Consider the following 20475-nt stretch of genomic DNA (forward strand, 5'->3'; position numbering starts at 1 on the left):
TCCTCCTCATCCTCACGCGTCGACCTGCTGTCCGGCCCCACCGTCGAGCACCACCTCGACCCCGGTCCGCACCGGCCCGGACGCGAGCCGACCGGCCGGCGCCGGCTCGGCGGGCACGCGTCCGGCACCGGCGGCGGCCAGTTCCTGTTCGAGGTACTCGCAGATCAGGTGGCTGGTCACGAGATGCAGCTCCTGGACGACCTGACTGTCGGCCGACGGCACGGCGAGCACCTCGTCGCAGGCGTCGGCGAGAGGGTTGGGGGCGGGCCCGGTCAGCGCCCACGTGGTGAGGCCGGCATCGCGCGCGGCGTGCGCGGCGGTGAGCAGGTTGGGGCTGGTGCCGCTGGTGCTGAGCAGCAACAGGACATCGCCGGGGCGGCCGTGGGCACGAACCTGGCGGGCGTAGATGTCGGCGTATCCGTAGTCGTTGGCGATTGCGGTCACGGCGCTGGTCTCGGCGTGCAGGGCGATGGCCGACAGGGGCTGGCGGTCGTCGTGCAGCTTGCCCACCAGCTCGGCGGTGAGGTGCTGGGCCTCGGCGGCGCTGCCACCGTTGCCGGCCACCAGCAGCCGTCCGCCGCCGGCCAGCCGGTGCGCCAGGTCAGCGCCCCAGCGCGCCAGTTGCGGTTCACACCGGCGGTAGGGCGTCAGTGCCGCGGCGAGGTTGGTCAGGTGCTCGTCGAGCGGGCTGCCCGCCGGCATCAGGCCACCACCCGGGCCGGCCGGCGCACCGCGGCGACCTCGCCGTAGACCTCGGCCAGACGTTCGGCGGCGACCGCCCACGAGTAGCGCGACCGGGCCCGCTCACGCGCCGCCGTGGCGTACCGGAAGCGGCGGATCCGGTCGTCGAGCAGCCGCTGGATCGCTGTGGCGAGGGCCTGCGGATCCCGGGCCGGCACCAGGTCACCCGTCGTGCCGTCGACCACCGTGTCGCGGATGCCGCCGACTGCGGTGCCGACGACAGGCACGCCGCACGCCATCGCCTCCAGCGGGGTCAACCCGAACGGCTCGTACCAGGGTGCGGCGACCAGCAGGTCCGCCGAGCGGTACCAGCGGCCCATCTCCTCCCGGGGTACCGCGCCGACCAGGTGCACCCGGTCGGCGACGCCGCACGACTCGGCCAGGGCGCGCAGCCTCCGGGCGTACGGATCGGTCTCCAGCAGACCCTCGGGCGGGCCGCCGACCACGACACACTCGGCGTCGGGCACCAGCGCCATCGCGCGGACCACCGTCTGGAAACCCTTGCGCTCGACCAGCCGGCCCACGGTCAGGATCCGGGCTCGGCCCGGCTCACGGTCGGCGACCGACCCGAGCGGGGCGAACGAGGCGAGGTTGACCCCGGAGGGCACGACTGTCATCCGGGACCGGGGCACCCCCATCCGGACCAGCTCCCCGACCTCGTCGCGGCACTGGGCGACCACCCGGTCCACCGAGCGGCCCAACTCCCGCTCGTAGGAGATGCGCCGGGCCGGGCTGGTGTCCTGCACGCCCTGGTAGCGGCGCTTGACAGTGCCCAACGCGTGGTACGTCTGCACCACCGGCACCCCGGTCTGCCGACCGGCGGTCAACGCGGCCAGGCCGCTCATCCAGAAGTGCGCGTGGATCACCTCGGGCGTCCAGTCCCCGCCGCGCCACCGCTCGACCAGCCACCGGCTGAACTCCCGCATGTGCGGCAGGAGCGCGTCCTTCGCGACCGGCTCGGCGGGACCGGCCGGCACGTGCACCACGTCGTACCCGTCCGGGGCGCGTACGGTCACCGGCAGGTCCAGGGCGTCGCGGCGGGTGTAGACCCGCACCTCGTGCCCGGCGGCGACGAGGGCGGCGGACAGCTCGGCGACGTGCGTGTTCTGGCCGCCGGCGTCCTCGCCTCCGAGGATGGCGAGCGGGCTGGCGTGCTCCGAGATCATCGCGATCCGCATACTTCCTCCTCCAGCAGCCGGTCCCAGTCAGCGAGGAAACGGTCGAGGCCGTATCTGTCGCGCGCGGCGGCCCGTGCCGCCACGCCGGCCTGACGTGCGGCCGCCGGCTCGGCGATGAACCGGCTGGCGGCGTCGAGCAGGGTGTCCATCCGGGTGGCGAGCGCTCCCGCCTCCGGTGGCACCGCGGTCACCGCCTCGGTGGTGGCGAGCGCGACGACAGGCATGCCGATCGCCATCGCCTCGATGAGGCTGAGCCCGAGGGAGGTCCAGCGGCACAGGTGCAGGTACGCGCGCCGGCGGGCCAACTCGGCGTGCATCCGGTCCTGGGGCACGTCGTCGTGGCTGGTGAGCCGGTCGGCGGGCAGTCCGAGGTGGTCGGCGAGACCTGCCACGCCCATGCCGAACACGTCCAGCGGCGCGATCTCGGCGAAGCGGGGCAGCAGGTCCGTGCCGGTGACCCGGCCCCGCCGCACCGGCTCGTTGATCACCACGGCGAGCCGGTCCAGTTCACCCGTGTACGACACCGCCGGCGCGACGATGCCGTGGTCGACCACGCGGGTGCGGGTCACGCCGGTGTCCCAGAAGATCTGGTTGAACCCGGTGACGTGGGCGACGAGCAGGTCACCACGGTCGGCCATCGGGTGGCGGGTGTTCGGCACGTCGCCCTTGGGGGTGTTGTGCTCGACGTAGATGGCGGGCACGTCGCGCCCGGGACGCCGCCCCAGCCACTGCTCGGCCAGGTCGATCTCCTCCGGGCGTTGCAGGATGACCAGGTCGACGTCGCTGCCGGGCAGGTCGTCGGGAGCCACCTCGACGGCGCTTTCCGGCCACGGGTAGGTGCGGGCCCGGCCGAGGCCGTACGCGCCACGGTCGGGTGTGGTGGGGATCAGGTAGCGGTGTTTGCCGTGCACGAAGGACGTGGTCCAGGAGCCGTGCACGTGCCAGAGCAGGATGTTCATCGGATGCCACCACCGCTGGGCACGAGCGTGCGTACCGCCTCGACCACCTCGGCCGGGTCGACGCCGCTGAGGCACGGGTGCCCCGGGACCGGGCAGCTCGCCGCCCGGGTGTCCCGGCAGGGCGCCCCCGCGTCGCCGAGCCGGACGGTGGGCACCCGGTAGGGCGCCCACTGCCCGAAGGGGACTGTCGGCGCGAACAGGCTCACGACCGGCACCCCGGCCGCGGCGGCCAGGTGCGCGGGCCCGGTGTTGCCGACCACCACGGCGGCGGCGTCGGTGACGAGCCCGGCCAACCCGGCCAGGTCCGTCCGGCCGCCCAGGTCGGTGCCGCCCGCCGCGGCGACCCGGGCGGTGACCGTACGCTCGTCGGGTCCGCCGGTGACCAGCACCCGATGCCCGGCGTCGGTGAGCGCCGCGGCGATCCGCGCCGCCAGCTCGGTCGGGCAGGCCCGGCTCGACGCGGCCGACCCGGGGTGCAGCACCACGTAGCCGGGGTCACCGGCAGCGGCCGGTCGGGGCGCCACGGCATCGTCGCGGAGCCGGAGCACGGGTTCGTCGCCGACCGGCAGCCGATAGCCGGCGGCGGCGGCGAGGGAGAGCGCCCGCTCGGGTTCGGGGACGCCCACCGGTACCCGGTGGCGGATGTCCACCAGGGAGCCCGGGTAGTCGTCGCTGATCGCGGCGATCCGGGTGATCCCGGCCATCCGCAGCAGCAGCGCGAGCGGCAGGGCGGACTGGTGGAACGACGTGAACACCACCGCCTGGTCCGCGCCGACGGCGGCGAGGCGGGACGTCAGGCCCCGCAGGGCGTCCGGGTCGACAGGCGCCGGCGCGGGGTCGATCCACGGCAGCGGGTGCTCGATGATCTCGTCGACACCGGGCAGCAGCTCGGCGGCGGCGCGTCCGCGAGGGCCGCACAGCAGCACCACCCGCCGTGCGCCGGCCGCGACGGCCCGGATCGCCGGCCCGGTGACGAGCACGTCCCCGGCCGAGTCCGAACGCACCACCAACGTCGTGCCCACCCGCTCGGCGACCTCGGCGGGTTGCACGGCCCGCTGGCGGCGCAGGATCTCGTCCACGGCCGAGGGCAGGTCCGCGGCCACCCAGCCGGCGGCGGCGATCTCCTCCGGTCGGGTCACCGGGGTGGGCACCAGCACCCCGGCCGCCCCGGCGGCCAGCGCGGCGCCCACGTCGCGGCCGATGTCGCCCACCAGCACGCAGCGCGACGCGCTCGTGCCCAGCTCACGGGCGGCGGCGTAGACCAGACCGGGCGCGGGTTTACGGCAGTCGCACCTGTCGGAGTCGTCGTGCGGGCAGACCAGCCAGGCGTCGAAGTCGCCCAGCAGCTCCTCCACGCGGGCGTGCACCGCCCGCATCTGCTCCTCGCTGAAGTAACCCCGGGCCAGGCCCGACTGGTTGGTCACCACCGCCAGGCGCAGCCCGGCGGCCCGTAGCCGGTCCAGCGCCGCCCGCGCCCCCGGGACCGGGCGTACCTTCTCCGGGTCGCCGTTGTACGGCACGTCCTCGATCAGGGTGCCGTCGCGGTCGAGCAGGACCGCGTCGTACAGGACTCCCGCGGGGGGTTCGGCAGGCCCGTGGCCAGCCCGGCCAACACCGGCGTACACCCGGGCTGACCTGCGCTGATACGGATCCTCCTGGTCCTGTCGCACAGCCGGCGGGTTCCCGGCGCCCCGAGGAGTAAACGTCGTCGTCGGTGCCGTGGGCCAACGCCGCCGACGGTGCCCGGGTCGGCCTTACCCGCCGCTCCCGAGAAGCTAACCCGCCGGCCCGTTAGCCTCCGTCGGGAGGCGGGTATGGGAGCCCAGTGGCGATAGTGGAGAAAGTGATCGACGCTCCCCCGCAGCAGGTGTTCGACGTGCTGGCCGACGGATGGACGTACAGCGACTGGGTTGTCGGGACCGCGCACGTGCGCGACGTGGATGACGCCTGGCCCCGGGTGGGCAGCCAACTGCACCACCGCGCCGGGCCGTGGCCGTTCTCGTTGCAGGACGCGTCGACGGTGCTGGCCTGCGAGCCCCCGCACCGGCTGGTGCTGCGTGCCGGCCTGTGGCCGGCCGGCGAGGCGATCGTGGCGTTCACCCTGCAACCGGTCGACGGCGGCGCCACCCGCGTCCGCCTCGGGGAGGACTTCGCCGCCGGCCCGCTGCGCTGGGTCCGCAACAAGGCCAACGACCTGGTGCTGCACCTGCGTAACCGGGAGACGCTGGACCGGCTCTCCGACATCGCCGTACGACGGAAGGTCTCCCCGTGACGCAGACGGTGGTGGTGACCGGCGCGCTGCGCTGAGCGCGTCGCCACCTGCGGCCGGCCCGACCGACGGGGAGCCTTTTCAATCCGGATCGGGCAACTGGCTACCCTCTCAGGTAGCCCAGTCCGCAAACCGAGGATGTCCGACATGATCGAGCCCGTCCAGCTGCCGTCGCCGTGGCGAGACGCACACCTGACAGTCGTCGTGCCCACCTACAACGAGGCGGGCAACCTCCCGGCGCTTGTCGAGCGGCTGCTCGCGCTGCCGCTGCCGGGGCTGCGCATCCTCGTCGCCGACGACAACTCCCCCGACGGCACCGGCGAGGTGGCCGACAAGCTGGCCATCGAGTATCCGGAGCGGATCGAGGTGATGCACCGGGCCGGCAAGGAGGGCCTGGGTCGGGCGTACGTCGACGGGATGAGCCGGGCTCTTGAGGGTGGCGCCGAGTTCGTGGCGCAGATGGACGCCGACCTGTCGCACCCGCCGGAGGCGCTGCCGGGGATGCTGGGCGCGCTGCTCTCCACCCAGGCCGGTGTGGTGATCGGCTCCCGGTACGTGCCCGGTGGTGAGCTGGACGAGAACTGGCCGCTGTACAGGCGTGCGCTCAGCGGATGGGCGAACCTCTACGTGCACACGCTGCTGCGGGTGCGCATCCGGGACCTGACCGCCGGCTTCAAGATCTGGCGGGCCGACGCGCTGAAGGACATCGGCCTGCACCGGGTGCAGTCCAACGGCTACAGCTTCCAGGTCGAGATGCACTACCTGGCCACCAAGTTGGGGCACACGATCCTGGAGGTCCCGATCCGCTTCGAGGAGCGGCGCGACGGCGTCTCCAAGATGACCACGGCGACCAAGGTCGAGAGCGCCCTGATGCCGTTCCGCCTCCGCAGCAAACACCGCAACATCACCTAACCCCCACCGCTTGTTGATCAAGAGGTTTGCGTCAGATTCCGGCTCGCCGGTGACGCAAACCTCTTGATCACCGCTTCAGGTCGGGGGGTAGACGGCCTTGTGGGCCGTCGAGATGGCCTTTGCGTAGGCGATGCCCGTCAGGGCGCGGTCGCGGGCCAGGGCCGCGCGGGCCGCGTTCGCGCCCGGGGCGCCGTGCACCCCACCGCCCGGGTGCGCCGACGAGCTGGCCAGGAAGAGCCGGTCCACCGGGGTGTCCGCCCGGCCCAGGCCGGGAATCGGGCGCAGGAAGAGCTGCTGGTACGCGGCGGCGGTGCCCCCGCCGAGCGCGCCACCGACCAGGCTCGGATCGCCCTTCTCCAGGTCGGCGGGCCCGGCCACGTGGCGGCCCACGATGAGCTGCCGGAAGCCCGGGGCCGCCGCCTCCAGCACGTCCTCCATCCGCTGCACGTGCCCGGCGATCTCCTCGGCCCGCCAGTCGTGTCGGAACGGCAGATGGGTGTACGACCAGAGCGACTCGGTGCCCGGCGGTGAGTGGCTGGGGTCGGCCACGGACATCTGCCCGACCAGCAGGAACGGGTCGCGGGGCAGTTCGCCGCGGGCCAGCTCGCCGGCGTAGCGGGTCAGCCCGTCGAGGTCCGCGCCGAGATGCACCGTGCCGGCGCCGGCGATGTCCCGGTTGGTCCACGGCACCGGGGCGGACAGCGCCCAGTCCACCTTCAGCGTCGAGCCGTCCCACCTGAAGTGCGCCAGGTCCTCGACCAGCCGCGACGGCAGCGCCGCCGCCCCGACGAGGTCGAGGTAGAGGGCCGGGGCCGGCACGTCGGCGAGGACGGCCCGACGGGCCCGCCACAGCGCGCCGCCCTCGGTGCGGACGCCCATCGCCCGGCCGCGCGCGGTGAGCACCCGGTCGACCCGCGCGCCGTAGAGGATGCGGCCACCGCGTTGCGCCAGGCGGGCCACGAGCGCGTTGGTGATCTGCCGCGCGCCGCCGTCGGGCACCGGCCAGCCGACCTGCTGGCCGAGCATGGCAAGGAGCCAGCCGTACACGCCGGAGCCGGCCTCCTCGGGGGACAGGTCGGTGTGCAGGGCGCACCCGGCCAGCAGCGCCGGACCGCCGGGGCCGTCGAAGAGCTCGTCGCCGAGCTTGCGCACCGGCACCACGAGTCGCCGCGCCAGCCGCAGGGCGCCCGCGATCCGCAGCCGGCGCAGCAGGCCCAGCCCGCCGCGTACCGGCGGGAACGGCGTGGTGATCGTGGTCAGCATCGGCTCGGCCACGTCGAGCCAGTCGGAGTACGCGTTCAGCCAGCGCTTGCCGTCGCCGGGGGCGAACTGCTCCAGCGAGGCCGCCGTGACGTCCGGGTCTCGGTTGATCACCGCGGCCCGACCGTCGGGAAGCAGGTGCGCCAGCACGTCCGGGGCGTGCCTCCAGGACAGCCCGTACTCGCCCAGGTCGAGGCCGTTCAGCACCGGCGAGGCGTACCCCAGGGGGTAGAACGAGCTGTAGAGGTCGCTCAGGTAGCCCGGCGCGGTCACCTCGGCGGACTGGACCGCGCCGCCGGGTACGGCGGTAGCCTCCAGCACCACCACGTCCCAACCGGCGTCGGCAAGCAGGTTCGCCGCGACGAGGCCGTTGTGCCCGGCTCCGACGACGACGGCGTCCGCGCTCTGCGCGCCGGGGGTAGTCACCCGATCCGCCTACCCGGCGCGCAACCGGGCGAAACGCGTTTGTCTCGTCGGGGCGGGGGCATCCAGCGCCGCATGTACACGGTTGCGCAGCTGGTGGGCGGGGTGTGGGGCGCGGGCGGCGCCGGGGGCGAGCTGGTCGTCCACGATCCGGCGGACGGCGAACCGGTCAGCTCGGTGCCTGTCGCCACTGCCGACGAGGTCGGCAAGGCGGCCCAGGCGGCCCGGGAGTCGGCCGCGGAGTGGGCGGCGACCGCGTCGGCGGAGCGGGCGGCGGCGCTGCACCGGGCCGCGGACGCCGTCGCCGCGGTCATCGACGAACTGGCGACGGCGGTCACCGCGGAGATGGGCAAGCCGCTCGCGGACGCCCGCGGCGGCGTCGAGGCGGGCATCGGCACGATGCGACAGTACGCGGAACTGGCCCCCCTGCGCGGCGGGCGGACGCTCAACGGCGCACTTGACGCCGTGGACTTCCTGACTCCCCAGCCGCGCGGCGTGGTCGCCGCCATCACCCCCTGGAACGACCCGGTGGCGGTCTCCTGCGGCCTGCTCGGCGCGGCGCTGGTCACCGGCAACGTGGTGCTCTACAAACCCAGCGAGCGGACACCGGCGACGGGCTGGCTGCTGGCGCGAGCCCTTGACGAGGCGCTGCCCGCCGGGGTGCTGTCCCTGCTCACCGGCGGTCCGGAGGTCGGCGCGGCGCTTGCCGCACAGGACGTGGACGTGGTCGCCCACGTGGGTTCCACCGCCACCGGGCGCACGATCGCCGCCGCCGCGGCCCGTACCGGCGCGAAGGTGCTGCTGGAGAACGGCGGCAGCGACCCGCTTGTCGTCGACGCGGGTGTCGACCCCGACTGGGCGGCCGAGCAGGCCGCGCTCGGGGCGTTCGCGAACGCCGGGCAGATCTGTGTGGCGGTGGAGCGGATCTACGTGCACCGGGACGTGGCCGACGCCTTCGTGGCGGCGCTCGTGCGGCGGGCCGGTGCCCTGCGGGTCGGGCCGGGTCGGGACCCGGGCACCGAGCTGGGCCCGCTTGTCGACCGACGGCACCGCGACCACGTGCACGGGCAGGTGAGCGCGGCGGTGGCGTCCGGCGCGCGGGTACGTACCGGCGGGGAGGTGCCGGACGGGCCCGGGGCGTACTACCCGGCGACAGTGGTCACCGACTGCCGGCACGACATGGTGCTGGTGCGGGAGGAGACGTTCGGGCCGGTCGCCCCGGTGGTGGTGGTCGACTCCTTCGACGAGGCGTTGACCTGCGCGGCGGACTCCCCGTACGGGCTGGCCGCCACAGTGCTGACCGCATCGATGAGCCATGCGCAGCGGGCCTGGCGGGAGCTGCCGGTGGGCACCGTGAAGGTCAACTCGGTGTTCGGCGGGGCGCCCGGCGGCGCCGCGCATCCGCGCCGGGCCAGCGGGCAGGGCTTCGGATACGGCCCGGAGCTGCTGGACGAGTTCAGCGCCACGAAGGCGGTGCACATCGAGGCGCCCGGCGGCGGGCACTGGTGAACGGTACGGGCGGACGCAGGGGTGGCGCGTCCGCCCGTACCGCGCTGTGCGTGGGTCAGTCGCCGCGAGCCTTGCGGGTGGCCCGGTCGTTGGCCTTCTCGATGGCCCTGACCAGCTCCGGCTTGGTCATGCTCGACCGGCCGGGGACGTCAAGCCTGCGGGCCACCGACATGAGGTGGCCCTTGCTGGCGTTGGCGTCCACCCCACCTGCGGTGGGTGCGCGCCGCTCCGGGCCGCCGCCGGCGGCCTGGCTGTCGCTCGGGCCCTTGCGGCCCTTCGGCTCCCAGTGGTCGCCCACCTTCTCGAACTGGTGCTTCACCGCCGCGAAGGCGGTGCGGTGCGACCGTTCGCCCTCGCCGTAGGTCTCCACCGCCGAGTCGTGTGTCTTCTCCCAGGTGCGCTGCGCCTTGTCTGGGGAGCGTCGCAGCGTGCTGGGCAGGTCTTCGCGCCCGGGCATCTCGTCCTCCTCCGTGTCGACAGGGTGACTGTGAGGATTCCCCGCGCGTGCGACGGCAAACCACGGCGCCCCGCGGGCGGGACGGCACGCCGGCGGCGTCGGCGCCGGTTTGTCGATGTCCCGCTGCGGGTACCGGCCGGGCCAGGCCCGACCGGACGACCGGTCATCCGGTGGCCGGGGCACAGGGAGCGGGCATGACGACCACGGAGCCCGGTACGACGCGCGCCGGCACGCCGGGCACGCGGGTGCCCCGGCGGATGCGACAGCTGAGCTGGCGAACCTGGCGTGGCGTGCTGGTCCGCAGCGTGCAGAACTTCGTCAACGACAACTGCTCCGACTGGGCCGCGGCGCTCACCTACTACGGCGTGCTGGCGCTCTTTCCGTCCGCCATCGTGGTGGTGGCCCTGGTCGGTCTGGTCTCCGACGGCGAGCGGACCCTGGACACGGTGGTCGACCTCGCCAGGCAGGTGGGTGCCGGGTCGGTGGTGGCCGACAAGGACGGCGGCATGATCGGGGTGATCCGGGCCGTGGTGGTGCAGCAGAGCAACGTCAAGGTGCTGCTGAGCTTCGGTCTGCTGGGCGCCCTGTGGTCGGCGTCGGGCTTCATCGGAGCGTTCACCCGCGCCTCGAACGCGATCTACGGGGTGACCGAGGGCCGGCCGGTCTGGAAGCTGCGGCCGGTGCAGATCGGCCTGGCCGCGCTGACGTTGGTGCTGCTCGCGGTGGTCGCCCTGGCGCTGATCGTCAGCGGCCCGGTCACCGACGCGGTAGGCGACCTGATCCACGCCGGTGGCCTGGCCCGCACGGTGTGGAGCGTGGCGAAGTGGCCGGTGCTCGCCATGGTCGTGATGGTGCTGCTGTCCCTGCTGTTCTGGATCGCCCCGAACGTGCGCCAACCCCGCTTCCGCTGGCTCACCCCCGGCGGCGCGGTGGCCCTGGTCTCCTGGGCGGCGGTCTCCTTCGGCTTCGGCCTCTACGTGACCAACTTCGCCTCGTACAACACGACGTACGGGAGCCTGGGCGCGGCCATCGCGTTCCTGGTCTGGCTCTACCTGTCCAACTCGGCCCTCATGCTTGGCGTGCAGATCAACGCCGAGGTGCAGCGGGGGCGACAGTTGCAGGCGGGCGATCCGGACCCGGAGGCGCCGGTGTTGCCGCCGCGCAGGCCCGCCGACTCCTGAGCGCCCGGTGTCCACCCGGATGTCCGGGCCCCGGGCCGGTTCGTGACCCGGTGCCGGTTTACCGGCCGGGGTGCCGGGTAGCGCAGAAGGCATGGAGCGTGGCAACAGCAAGCACGGACCGAGGATCGACGAGCAGATGAGCCGGGAGGTCAGCGGCCTCGTCCAGGGGCCGGGGACCGGTGGCTCTCGGGTCGACGAGTCCCGGGTGCCGGAACCGGCAGGCGAGGACCAGCCGGAGCCCACCACGGCCCCGGCGGGCGACCTGCGCACCGGCACCCCGCAGGGGATGAGTTCCACAGACGTCGAGCAACGCAGCCGGCTCGGCCGGTTCATCTCGATGAGCGCGCTGCCGGGCGACCGACTGGTGCTCATCGCCAGCGCCCGCGAGAACGAGGCGCCGGACGACGTCGTGGCGGCGCTGGAGCGGCTGCCCGAGGGCACCGAGTACCAGACGGTCTCCGAGGTGTGGGCCGCGCTCGGCCACAAGAACGAGACAACCCGCTGGTGAGCAGGGTCGTCCCCCGACCCGGTCATCACCAGCGACTGATGGAGGTTTCCTGATGAGTGGCGTTACCGAACACGTGGACGTTTCCGTACCCGTACGCACCGCGTACGACCAGTGGACGCAGTTCGAGGAGTTCCCCCAGTTCATGGAGGGTGTGCAGGAGGTCCGGCAGGTCTCCGACACGATGACCCACTGGACCGTGGACATCGCCGGTGTGAAGCGCGAGTTCGACGCCGAGATCACCGAGCAGCTCCCCGACGAGCGGGTCGCCTGGCGCTCCACGGGCGGCACCCAGCAGGCCGGTGTGGTGACCTTCCACCGCCTGGACGAGAGCAAGACCCGGGTCACCCTCCAGCTCGAGTTCGAGCCGCACGGGGTGGTCGAGCAGGCCGGCGACAAGCTCGGCATCGTCGACAGGCGGGCCAAGGGCGACCTGGAGCGGTTCAAGACGTACATCGAGCGTCGCGGTCAGGAGACCGGCGCGTGGCGTGGCTCGGTGGACCGCCCGCAGCCGTGATCCCACGCACCAACGACGATGGCCGCCGGATGTCCGGCGGCCATCGTGGCGTTCCGGGCCGGGCCGGCGCCCGTTTGCGATCATCGCGCCCGGGTACGGCTGATGTCATGACCGACGACAGGGTGTGGCGCGACGAGGAACGGCTTCCGCTTGAGGAGTTGGAGCGCGCCGTGGCGGGCTCCAGCATCGACGGGCAGGCCGACGACGTGACCGGCAACGACGCCGGTGAGGAGGCTGCCTTCGGGCACGGACCCGCGGCGGCCGACCGCGACGGTCAGGCCGAGGGCGCGGGCCGGGAGCCGACCGACCCCCAGCGCGCCTACCGCCCGTCGACGACCGGCCGGACCGGACCGGACAACGGATAGTCCGCGTCGGGCGCCGAGGTCCGAGACTGGGCCGGCGCCCCGGCCGCACCGGAACCGGTCCGCTCCGACCCGGCGGCGGTCTGTCCTGGCCCGCTGGTGGCACCGGTCCGCTCCGACCCGGCGGCGGTCTGTCCTGGCCCGCTGGTGGCACCGGTCCGCTCCGACCCGGCGGCGGCGTCGGTCTGCCCCGGCCCGCCTCCGGCGGCGGGCCGGCGGGCGCCCAGCTCGTAGAGCAGGATCAGCGCCAGCGCGAGCACCACCAGGGCCGGGCCGAGCACCTGCACGGACATGGTGCTGATCAGCACGCCGAGCCCGCCGGGGACGAGCGCCGCGCCCAGACCGGAGGCGCCGATCTGGAGCCCGATGGCCCGGTCGGCGTGCGCCGCGCCGACCCGGTCGGCGGTGGTGAGGGTGAGCAGCGGAAACACCGGCGCGGCGGCGAAGCCGACCACGACCAGGCCGAGCACGGCCAGCGCCGCCGACCCGGGCACCGCGATCAGCGCCGCACCGACGGCCATGCCGGCCAGGCTGACCCGCAACACCAACCGGGGCCCCAGCCGCTCGGCCACCACGCCCTGCACCACCCGGCCGACGAAGAGACTGCCCCAGTACGCGGAGACGCAGCCGCCCGCCACAGCGGCGCTCAGACCACGACCCTGCGTGAGCAGCAGGAACGCCCAGAGTCCGGCGGACACCTCGATGGCCACGTACAGCGCGAAGGCCAGCGCCCCGGACCAGACCGCCGGCAGCCGCAGCGTGGCGAGAACGGGCACCCGGACCGCCTGCGCGGCGCCTGTCGTCGCCCCGCCCGCCTCGGGGGCCGGATCGCGGCGCTGCCACGCGCGTACGGTGAGCGCGAAGGCGGTGGCGAGGGCGAGTTGCGCGCCGGACACGATGCCGTACCCCCACCGCCACGCCAGCCCGGCGCTGAGCGCCGCCGTCATGATCAGTGGACCGATCGCCACGCCGAGGCCGAAGAAGGCGTGCAGCCAGTTCATGTGTCGCGGGCCGAAGGCCCCGGCGGCGTACGCGTTGAGCCCGGAGTCGACCGCGCCGGAGCCCAGCCCCAGCAGCAGGGCGCAGCCCACGAGCACGACCAGCCCGGGACTCACGGCGTAACCGGTGAGCGCCAGGCTGGCAAGCAGGGTGCTGCCGGCGAGCAGCGCGCCCACGCCGACGCGGGCCAGCGTGAACCCGGCCAGCACGCTGGAGGTGAGGTAGCCGACAGTGCCTGCGGTGAGCAGCAGCCCGACGGCCTCGGTGGGTACGCCGAGGTCCGCTCGGATCGACGGCCAGCCGACGCCGAGCAGCCCGTCGGGCAGGCCGAGGCTGACGAACGCGAGGTAGGCCAGCAGGAGCAGCGTGGCGCGCGGTGGCGCGGGCGAGATGGACACGGCAGACCATCCTGCCGCAGCGCACCCTATCGAAGGTGGGAGCCGCTCGTGCGTCGCGACAAGAACTGGTGTCCGGACGGCTGGGAAAGCGGACAGCTCAGCCAGAATCGGCCGATCGGGGGACGGCAAACGGGCCAGTTCGCGTAAGAATTTCGGGATGCATCAAGGCTCCGGAATCCTCTCCACGCGTCAGCGCCGCCTCGCCTGGCTCGGCTTCCTGCTCGCCGCGCTGCAGGCGCCCCTGTCGGCCTGGCTCGTCTCCGACGAGTCCTGGCTGTTCAGCCTCTGCGTCGCGCTCATGGTGGCGACCGTGATCATCGCCGACGACGCAGCCCGCCGCCGGCCGGCCAACGCGACAGGCGACTAGCGCGCTTCGGCCGGCCGGGCCTCGTGTCCCGGCCGACCCCGGGTGCGGCGGCGCTCCTTCATCTCCGCCTCGTACAGGTGACGCCGCCCGCCCACCAACTCGTCACGGGCCTGCCGGTCCAGCTCGCGGAACAGCGCGTGGTAGCCGTCGTCGAAGTCCTCGACGATCTGGAACGTCCACCGGCCGGCGATCACGTTGCGGCCGAGCAGTTCGGTGTCGATCCGTTCGGCGATGTGCGGATGGCCGGCGGCACGAAACTGCTCCACCGCCTCGTCGAGCATCAGGTCGGCGTGCCCGATCAGCTGGTGTAGCGAGTACAGGTGGCCACGGGCCCGTTCCACGCACTCCAGCGCCTCGCTGAGCTTGCCCAGCGCGGCGACAGTCTGGTCGCTCACGCCCGCCGGCCGCCGGTGCCGCTCGTCCGGCCCGTCCGTCGGTTCCCCCATCGGTGCCTCCCTGCTGCTGTCGCTCACCAGGCGTCGCCCGTGGTCCGTGCCACGCTGCGCCGTCCCTTGACTGCTGCCCCGTCTGTGCCGGATCAACCCCCGCGGCCAGCCCCGACTCGTCCGGTGACACAGCCGACACCCGCCGAGCGGCCGAGGCCGACCCGGTCACCTGTCGGTTAGCCTCGGTCACCATGCGTGTGTCGTTCAACCGGGTCGCCTCCCGGACCGCAGTCGAGTCGGCGCGGTCCACCCTGGCTGCCCTCACCGTCTCCGTGGGCACCGCCGGCCTCGCCGCCGCCGCCGCGCGTCCCGGACTGCTGGCGCTTGTCGACCAGCACGCCGCCGCCGTGCGGGACAGCCTGGACGGTGACCGGCGGCCGTTGACCGCCGCGACGCTCGCCGGCTACGCCGAGGGAGTACGCGAGGCCGCCCTGGAGCACGGGTGGACGCCCCCGCGGGGGCCGGTGGACTGGAGCGAGCCGGAGTGGCCGCTCGCCCGGCTCGTCGCCGTCTGCGCGCTGGCCCGTTCGCTCGACCGTTCCTGACCTGCCGGTCACCCCGTACCACTCGCGACGCGGGGAGGGCGTCCGCGACGCGGACGCCCTCCCCCTCACGATCGTGCCGTCGCGCCCCGCTACGGGCGGTACTGCTGGGTCTCGTCGGCCGCACCGGACTGGTACGTGCCGCGCCCACCGGACATCGTCGACTGCTCGTCGACCCGGGGCATGGCCTGGGTCCGGTCGCCGCCACGGTCGGCCATCTGCCGCTCCATGTCGCCGCGCCCGGCAGCGTTGGCCCGCCGGTGCTCCTGCACCGCCCGGGCTTCCTGTGCGGCCCGGTCGAGCCAGCCGTCCCAGCGGTTCTGCATCGGCTTCACGAGACCACCGCCGACGCCGACGATCAGGATGCCGGCGACCGTGGCGAGCACCGCGATCAGCACCGGAGTGGTGACCGTGGTGGCGATACCCACCTGGTTCAGCGCGGCGATCACGCCAAGCGCGATGATGAAGATCGCCGTCAGGTCGGCCAGGACCTTGCCGTACGAGAGCCCGCCCAGCGCCCCGGTGACCAGATCCCGGGCAGCGTTGGCGATCGCTGCCGCGACCACCACGATGACGATCGCGATGAACGCGCGCGGCAGCCAGGCCACCACACCGCTGATCAGGTCACTGATCGCGTTGGGTCCCCAGACTCCGAAGGCGAACTGCAGGGTGAACAGCAGGACGGCGTAGTACGCCAGCCTGGCCAGGATGTCGCTGGCGTCGTACTTCGTTCTCTCAAGTGCCCGTTTGATGCCTCCGCGTTCGACCGCCTGGTCGAACCGCACCCGTTCCAACACCGCATCCACGATCTTGAGGACCGCTCTGGCGATGAGCCAGCCGACCACGAGGATGACGATGAAGGCCACTGCCTTCGGGATGAAGAGCAGCACCGACCTCCAGGTGTCGGCGATGGCATCGCCGATGTCGGCCTGCCGAACCGCGAGGGTTTTCAGCATGATGTCCCTCCTGTCGCATGGACTGCGCCGGGCGCATACCCGGCCACCGGTACGGCAGTCCGCGCGGCTCGCTGCCATTTTTCCGACAAGTCGACAAACAGGGGCCCTGACCTGCCCGAACAGTCACCACGCGGCGGTCGGCCGCGACCCGCGCACATGATCGGATGCGGCTGGCCGACGGCCGGCTAGGCTGCGACCATGCCAGGAACGGTCGGGCGAGTCCCCACGCCAGCGATTCCGGTCCCCGGCGCATCCACCGGGCCCGGTGCGGCCGCCGTGCTCGCCCACGACTGGTCCGACACCCCCCTCGGGCCGCGTGCGAGGTGGGATCCGGCGGTCCGCGCCGTGGTCGAGCTTGTCCTCGCCTCGCCGATGCCGATGGCACTGGCGTACGGCGACGACCTCGTCCTGCTCTACAACGACGGCTACGCCGAGTTGTTGGGGAGCAAACACCCGGCTGCCCTCGGCCGCCCGGCCGCCGAGGTGTACGCGGAGGTCTGGGCGCTGCCCGGCTTCGGTGACGTGATCGAACGCGCCTACCGGCAGGGTGTGCCGTTCCTGGAGAAGGAGTCAATGCTCCCCCTGGTCCGGGACAGCTCCGGGGTGGTCGAGCAGGTGGTCTTCACCCGGGGGCACTCCGCCGTACGGGACAGCGCCGGGCAGATCGTGGGAATCCTGACGGTCGCCGCCGAAACCACACACGTGACCGAGCAGTTGCAGAGTCTCAGCGAGGTCGCCGCCGCGCTCGCCGGCACCCTCACCCTCGACGACGTGGCTCGGGTCGCGCTGCGTCACACCATCACCACGTTCGACGCCGACCGGGTCGCGTTCGTGGTCGACGAGGGTGGCGGCGGCTGGCGGATGGTGCGCCGGGTCCGTGGCGAGCTGATGGACGAGGCCGACGAGCGGTTGCCGCCGCTGTGGCGGCGGGCGCCGGCGGACTGGTCGAGCCCGGTCGCGCTCGCGGCCCGCTCGGGCGAGCCGTCGTTCACGCGCGACGGACAGCCGCTGCGCGAGACGGCCGTGGACCGTCACGACCAGAAGGTCCGGTCGATGGCCGTGCTGCCGCTGGGCACGGCGGTGATCCGGGGTGGGCTGACTGTCGGTTACCAGGTCCCGCACTCCTGGTCGGCCGCCGAACGGGCACTGCTGGCCGCCTCTGCCGAGCTGATCGGTCAGGCCGCGGAGCGGGCCCGGCGGTTCGAGACCCAGCACGGCACCGCCCAGTTGCTGCAACGAAGCATGCTGCCGGAGCACCTCCCCGACCTGCCCCGGCTGCGGATCGCGGCCCGCTACGACCCGGGGGTGGACGGCAACGCGGCCGGCGGCGACTTCTACGACGCGTTCCTGCTGCCCACCGGCGCGCTGGGCGTGGTGTTGGGCGACGTCGCCGGGCACGACGTGCAGGCCGCGGCGCGGATGGGGCAGGTACGGGCGGCACTGCGGGCACTGGCCCTGGCCGACCCCGCGCCGGACGCGGTGCTGGCCGGGCTGGACCGGCTGGTGACCAGCCTCGGCGTGGAGGCCGGCACCCACGAGCTGTTCGTCACCGTCGCGTTCGGGGTCATCGACGCCGACCGGCGGGAGCTGACCCTGGCCAGCGCCGGTCATCCCGCTCCGCTGATCCGCCGCTGCACAGCGGACGGCCTGTCGCACGCCGAGTACGTGGACCTGCCGGCCGGTCCCCCGCTGGGGCTGGCTGGGCGGCCGACCACCGTCACTGTCGCGTTCCCGCCCGGCGACACCCTTCTGCTGTTCAGCGACGGGGTGGTGGAGCGCCGGCGGCAGAGCCTGACCGCCGGGCTGGACGCCCTGGGCGACGCCGTGGCCAAGGCCGGCACCAGTGACCCGCGCGCCCTCTGCGCGGTGGCCACCGCCGCGGTGTCCGGCGGCACCGAGGACGACGTGGCAGTGCTGGCGGTCGAGCACGCGCTCAAGCCGAGCCGGTCGACGGCGATGGAGGTGCCGGCCGAGCCGACCGCGCCCAGCCGGGTCCGGCACTGGATGACCGGCCAGCTCACCGAGTGGCAGGTGCCCGAGTCGGTGATCGGCGCAGCGGTCCTGTGCACCAGCGAGCTGACCACGAACGCGCTGTTGCACGCCGGCACGGCCGCCCGTGTGGAGATCGACCTCAGTCCGGAGCGGCTGCTGGTCTCGGTCGCCGATTCCGGGACCCGGGGCACCGTGACCCGGGCCCGCACCGACACGTTGAGCAGTCGCGGGCGCGGGTTGGGCCTGATCGAGGAGCTGAGCGACGCCTGGGGCACCGACCCGTCGGTCCGTGGGTCCACAGTCTGGTTCGAGATCCTCGTCCCGCCGGCCGAGCCCCGCTGAGGTCGGCCGGCGTCGGCGGGCCCGGACGAATCAGCCGACCGCGGAACGGGTAGGAGTGCGCCCATGGCCACCGAACAACCCCACGGAGTGCTCTTCGACATCGACGGGACGCTCGTCGACACCACCTACCTGCACACGGTGAGCTGGTGGGAGGCGCTGCGCCAGGCCGACCACCAGGTGCCGATGGCGACCGTGCACCGCTCGATCGGGATGGGCTCGGACAAGCTGCTGGACCACCTGCTCGGCCCGGAGCGCGACCGCGACGACGACCCGAAGCTGCGCGATGCGCACGACACCCTGTACACCGAGTACTGGGAACGGCTGACTCCGCTGCCCGGGGCGGCGGACCTCCTGCGGGCGTGCGCCGAGCGGGGACTGCGGGTGGTGCTCGCCAGCTCCGCCGCGGAACACGAGGTGGGTGCGCTGCGCCGGGCCCTGAACGCCGACGACGTCGTGGACACGGTCACCTCCTCGGCGGACGCGCAGGAGAGCAAACCCGCGCCGGACATTCTCGAGGCCGCGCTGGAGCAGTCCGGGTTGACCGCCGAGCGCGTCGTCTTCGTCGGCGACTCGGTCTGGGACGTCGCCGCGGCCGGCAAGCTGAACATCCCGTGCGTCGGCTTGACCTGCGGCGGCACCAGCCGGGGGGAACTCGCCGGCGCCGGCGCGGTGGCGGTCTACGACGATCCGGCCGCGCTCCTGGCCGAGCTGGCGGATTCCCCGCTCGCCCGGCCGAGGTGACTGTCACACCGGTTGACCGCGGCGCACACGCATAGCCGGAAGTCTTGCGGGGCATGGACTGTGGCCACCTGCCCGCACCGCGCGGGTGCGGCGAGAGGTGGTGTCCGTGGAGCCGGTAGACGTCGCGTTCGCGCTTGTGGGAGTGGGCGCGCTGCTCGCGGGCATCCTGCCCCGGGTGTTGGAGCGCCGCCCACTGTCCATGCCTATCGCGTTCCTCGCCCTCGGCATGCTGGTCTTCCTCCTGCCGGTCGGGCTCCCGACACCGGATCCGCTGGCACATCCCGAGCTGACCACCCACCTGACCGAGATCGGGGTGATCGTCGCCCTGATGGGCGCCGGGTTGAAGATCGACAGGCCGTTGAGCTGGGCCCGGTGGTCGTCCACTTGGCGGCTGCTGGCCATCGCGATGCCGCTGTGCATCGCGGCGGTGGCGCTGCTCGGATGGTGGTGGGCCGGCCTGGTGCCGGCCGCGGCGCTGCTGTTGGGCGCCGCGCTGGCGCCCACCGATCCGGTGCTCGCCGCCGACGTGCAGGTCGGCGAGCCGACCGACGTGGAGGACTCCGAGGACGAGGTCCGCTTCGCCCTGACCTCGGAGGCGGGCCTCAACGACGGGCTGGCGTTCCCGTTCGTCTACGCGGCCATCGCGATCGCCTCGACAAGCCTCGCCCCGCGCGCGTGGCTGGCCGAGTGGTTCACCGTCGACGTGCTCTGGAAGGTGGGCGTCGGTGTGGGCGGCGGCCTGCTCATCGGCTGGTTGCTCGGCAAGTTGTTCTTCCGGGCGCCCAGCAAGCTGCGGCTGGCCCGGCACGCCGAGGGTTTCCTGGCGCTGGCCGCCACCTTCCTGGCGTACGGGCTGGTGGAGGTGGCCGGCGGGTACGGCTTCCTGGCGGTGTTCGTGGCCGCGCGCGCCATCCGGGCCGCCGAACGGACCCACGAGTTCCATTCGGTGCTGCACGACTTCGCCGAGCAGGTCGAACGGCTGCTCACCCTGGTCTTGCTGTTGCTGCTCGGCGGCGCGATCGTGGGCGGCCTGCTCGCACCGCTGACCTGGCCGGCCGCGGCCGTCGGGCTGGCGCTTGTCTTCCTGGTCCGGCCGGCCTTCGGCTGGTTGTCGCTGCGCGGTGCGCCGGGCCGACCGGCCGAGCACTGGGTGATCTCGCTGTTCGGCATCCGCGGCGTGGGCTCGTTCTACTACCTGGCGTACGCCACCACGAAGGCGGACTTTCCGCAGGCGGAGCTGCTGTGGGCGATGGTCGGGCTGGTGGTCCTCGTCTCGGTGGTGGTGCACGGCGTCGCGGCGACCCCGGTCATGCAGTTGCTGGACCGGGAGGGTGAGCGGACCGAGGACCCGTCCGAACGGGACGAGTCCGCCGAGCCCGTCGCCGCCGCCGGGCGCCCGTGAGCGCGAGCGGCCGGGCG

Annotated in this window: 21 protein-coding genes; 12 read left to right on the top strand and 9 right to left on the bottom strand. The window is 73.5% G+C overall.

From position 1 onward, the window contains the following. Nucleotides 1–12 precede the first annotated feature (12 nt). The 4 genes from OOJ91_RS29160 to OOJ91_RS29175 are packed head-to-tail and all read right to left on the bottom strand — an operon-like array spanning nucleotide 13 to nucleotide 4548. A complete protein-coding gene (locus OOJ91_RS29160) occupies nucleotides 13–705 on the bottom strand; it encodes a D-sedoheptulose-7-phosphate isomerase (RefSeq protein WP_266251463.1) in 693 nt (230 codons plus the stop codon). Continuing rightward, nucleotides 702–1919, bottom strand: coding sequence for a glycosyltransferase (locus OOJ91_RS29165; RefSeq protein WP_266250055.1), 1218 nt, complete (start codon nucleotides 1917–1919; stop codon nucleotides 702–704). The genes OOJ91_RS29160 and OOJ91_RS29165 overlap by 4 nt, the downstream gene beginning before the upstream one ends. Beyond that, the gene (locus tag OOJ91_RS29170; RefSeq protein ID WP_266250056.1) at nucleotides 1904–2878 is read right to left on the bottom strand and encodes a glycosyltransferase family protein; all 975 of its coding nucleotides are present in this window, start codon (nucleotides 2876–2878) and stop codon (nucleotides 1904–1906) included. Before OOJ91_RS29170 ends, OOJ91_RS29165 begins: the two co-directional genes overlap by 16 nt. After that, nucleotides 2875–4548, bottom strand: a complete 1674-nt coding sequence (locus OOJ91_RS29175) for an HAD-IIIA family hydrolase (RefSeq protein WP_439117138.1) — start codon at nucleotides 4546–4548, stop codon at nucleotides 2875–2877. Before OOJ91_RS29175 ends, OOJ91_RS29170 begins: the two co-directional genes overlap by 4 nt. Before the next feature lie 155 nt (nucleotides 4549–4703). Between OOJ91_RS29175 and OOJ91_RS29180 the strand changes: the two genes are divergently transcribed. Together OOJ91_RS29180 and OOJ91_RS29185 are read left to right on the top strand one after the other, a co-directional pair. Next, nucleotides 4704–5150 (top strand): SRPBCC family protein, encoded by a 447-nt coding sequence (locus OOJ91_RS29180; protein ID WP_266250058.1) that lies wholly within the window; start codon nucleotides 4704–4706, stop codon nucleotides 5148–5150. 144 nt (nucleotides 5151–5294) lie between these two features. Beyond that, nucleotides 5295–6059, top strand: a complete 765-nt coding sequence (locus OOJ91_RS29185) for a polyprenol monophosphomannose synthase (RefSeq protein ID WP_266250059.1) — start codon at nucleotides 5295–5297, stop codon at nucleotides 6057–6059. 75 nt (nucleotides 6060–6134) lie between these two features. Here OOJ91_RS29185 and OOJ91_RS29190 read toward each other — a convergent pair whose 3' ends face one another. Further along, nucleotides 6135–7745, bottom strand: coding sequence for a phytoene desaturase family protein (locus OOJ91_RS29190; protein WP_266250060.1), 1611 nt, complete (start codon nucleotides 7743–7745; stop codon nucleotides 6135–6137). 72 nt (nucleotides 7746–7817) lie between these two features. On the opposite strand from OOJ91_RS29190, the gene OOJ91_RS29195 reads away from it, so the two are divergent. Continuing rightward, on the top strand, nucleotides 7818–9251 hold the full coding sequence (locus OOJ91_RS29195) for an aldehyde dehydrogenase family protein (protein WP_266250061.1): 1434 nt from the start codon (nucleotides 7818–7820) through the stop codon (nucleotides 9249–9251). Between the two features lie 55 nt (nucleotides 9252–9306). Here the strand turns inward: OOJ91_RS29195 and OOJ91_RS29200 are convergent, their stop codons facing one another. Continuing rightward, a complete protein-coding gene (locus tag OOJ91_RS29200; RefSeq protein WP_266250062.1) occupies nucleotides 9307–9708 on the bottom strand; it encodes a ChaB family protein in 402 nt (133 codons plus the stop codon). A gap of 194 nt (nucleotides 9709–9902) precedes the next feature. Between OOJ91_RS29200 and OOJ91_RS29205 the strand changes: the two genes are divergently transcribed. The 4 genes from OOJ91_RS29205 (at nucleotide 9903) to OOJ91_RS29220 (ending at nucleotide 12276) form a co-directional block, all read left to right on the top strand. Beyond that, the gene (locus OOJ91_RS29205; RefSeq protein ID WP_266250063.1) at nucleotides 9903–10889 is read left to right on the top strand and encodes a YihY/virulence factor BrkB family protein; all 987 of its coding nucleotides are present in this window, start codon (nucleotides 9903–9905) and stop codon (nucleotides 10887–10889) included. A gap of 91 nt (nucleotides 10890–10980) precedes the next feature. Continuing rightward, nucleotides 10981–11397 carry a DUF2795 domain-containing protein gene (locus OOJ91_RS29210; protein ID WP_266250064.1) on the top strand — a complete coding sequence of 139 codons (417 nt, stop codon included), beginning with the start codon at nucleotides 10981–10983 and terminating at the stop codon, nucleotides 11395–11397. A 52-nt stretch (nucleotides 11398–11449) separates the two neighbouring features. Then, nucleotides 11450–11911, top strand: a complete 462-nt coding sequence (locus tag OOJ91_RS29215; RefSeq protein ID WP_266250065.1) for an SRPBCC family protein — start codon at nucleotides 11450–11452, stop codon at nucleotides 11909–11911. A gap of 107 nt (nucleotides 11912–12018) precedes the next feature. Beyond that, on the top strand, nucleotides 12019–12276 hold the full coding sequence (locus OOJ91_RS29220) for a hypothetical protein (RefSeq protein ID WP_007458074.1): 258 nt from the start codon (nucleotides 12019–12021) through the stop codon (nucleotides 12274–12276). On the opposite strand, the gene OOJ91_RS29225 is transcribed toward OOJ91_RS29220, so the two are convergent. Continuing rightward, nucleotides 12231–13670, bottom strand: coding sequence for an MFS transporter (locus OOJ91_RS29225; protein ID WP_266250066.1), 1440 nt, complete (start codon nucleotides 13668–13670; stop codon nucleotides 12231–12233). The two genes, OOJ91_RS29220 and OOJ91_RS29225, sit on opposite strands and share 46 nt — an antisense overlap. Nucleotides 13671–13827: 157 nt before the next feature. Between OOJ91_RS29225 and OOJ91_RS29230 the strand changes: the two genes are divergently transcribed. Then, nucleotides 13828–14037: a hypothetical protein gene (locus tag OOJ91_RS29230; RefSeq protein WP_266250067.1), complete on the top strand. Its 210-nt coding sequence runs from the start codon at nucleotides 13828–13830 to the stop codon at nucleotides 14035–14037. Here OOJ91_RS29230 and OOJ91_RS29235 read toward each other — a convergent pair. Continuing rightward, a complete protein-coding gene (locus OOJ91_RS29235; protein WP_266250068.1) occupies nucleotides 14034–14483 on the bottom strand; it encodes a hypothetical protein in 450 nt (149 codons plus the stop codon). The two genes, OOJ91_RS29230 and OOJ91_RS29235, sit on opposite strands and share 4 nt — an antisense overlap. Nucleotides 14484–14674: 191 nt before the next feature. Between OOJ91_RS29235 and OOJ91_RS29240 the strand changes: the two genes are divergently transcribed. Further along, on the top strand, nucleotides 14675–15028 hold the full coding sequence (locus OOJ91_RS29240) for a DUF6401 family natural product biosynthesis protein (RefSeq protein WP_007458067.1): 354 nt from the start codon (nucleotides 14675–14677) through the stop codon (nucleotides 15026–15028). 89 nt (nucleotides 15029–15117) lie between these two features. Here the strand turns inward: OOJ91_RS29240 and OOJ91_RS29245 are convergent, their stop codons facing one another. Beyond that, complete coding sequence (locus tag OOJ91_RS29245; protein ID WP_266250069.1) at nucleotides 15118–15981, bottom strand: mechanosensitive ion channel family protein; 864 nt, start codon at nucleotides 15979–15981, stop codon at nucleotides 15118–15120. Nucleotides 15982–16179: 198 nt separating this feature from the next. On the opposite strand from OOJ91_RS29245, the gene OOJ91_RS29250 reads away from it, so the two are divergent. The 3 genes from OOJ91_RS29250 (at nucleotide 16180) to OOJ91_RS29260 (ending at nucleotide 20458) form a co-directional block, all read left to right on the top strand. Next, on the top strand, nucleotides 16180–18315 hold the full coding sequence (locus tag OOJ91_RS29250) for an ATP-binding SpoIIE family protein phosphatase (protein WP_266250070.1): 2136 nt from the start codon (nucleotides 16180–16182) through the stop codon (nucleotides 18313–18315). A 63-nt stretch (nucleotides 18316–18378) separates the two neighbouring features. Further along, nucleotides 18379–19056, top strand: coding sequence for an HAD family hydrolase (locus OOJ91_RS29255; protein WP_266250071.1), 678 nt, complete (start codon nucleotides 18379–18381; stop codon nucleotides 19054–19056). Nucleotides 19057–19162: 106 nt separating this feature from the next. After that, the gene (locus OOJ91_RS29260) at nucleotides 19163–20458 is read left to right on the top strand and encodes a cation:proton antiporter domain-containing protein (RefSeq protein WP_266250072.1); all 1296 of its coding nucleotides are present in this window, start codon (nucleotides 19163–19165) and stop codon (nucleotides 20456–20458) included. The last annotated feature ends 17 nt before the right edge of the window (nucleotides 20459–20475 follow it).

It is taken from the genome of Micromonospora lupini, assembly GCF_026342015.1.
GTDB classification, from domain to species: domain Bacteria; phylum Actinomycetota; class Actinomycetes; order Mycobacteriales; family Micromonosporaceae; genus Micromonospora; species Micromonospora lupini_B.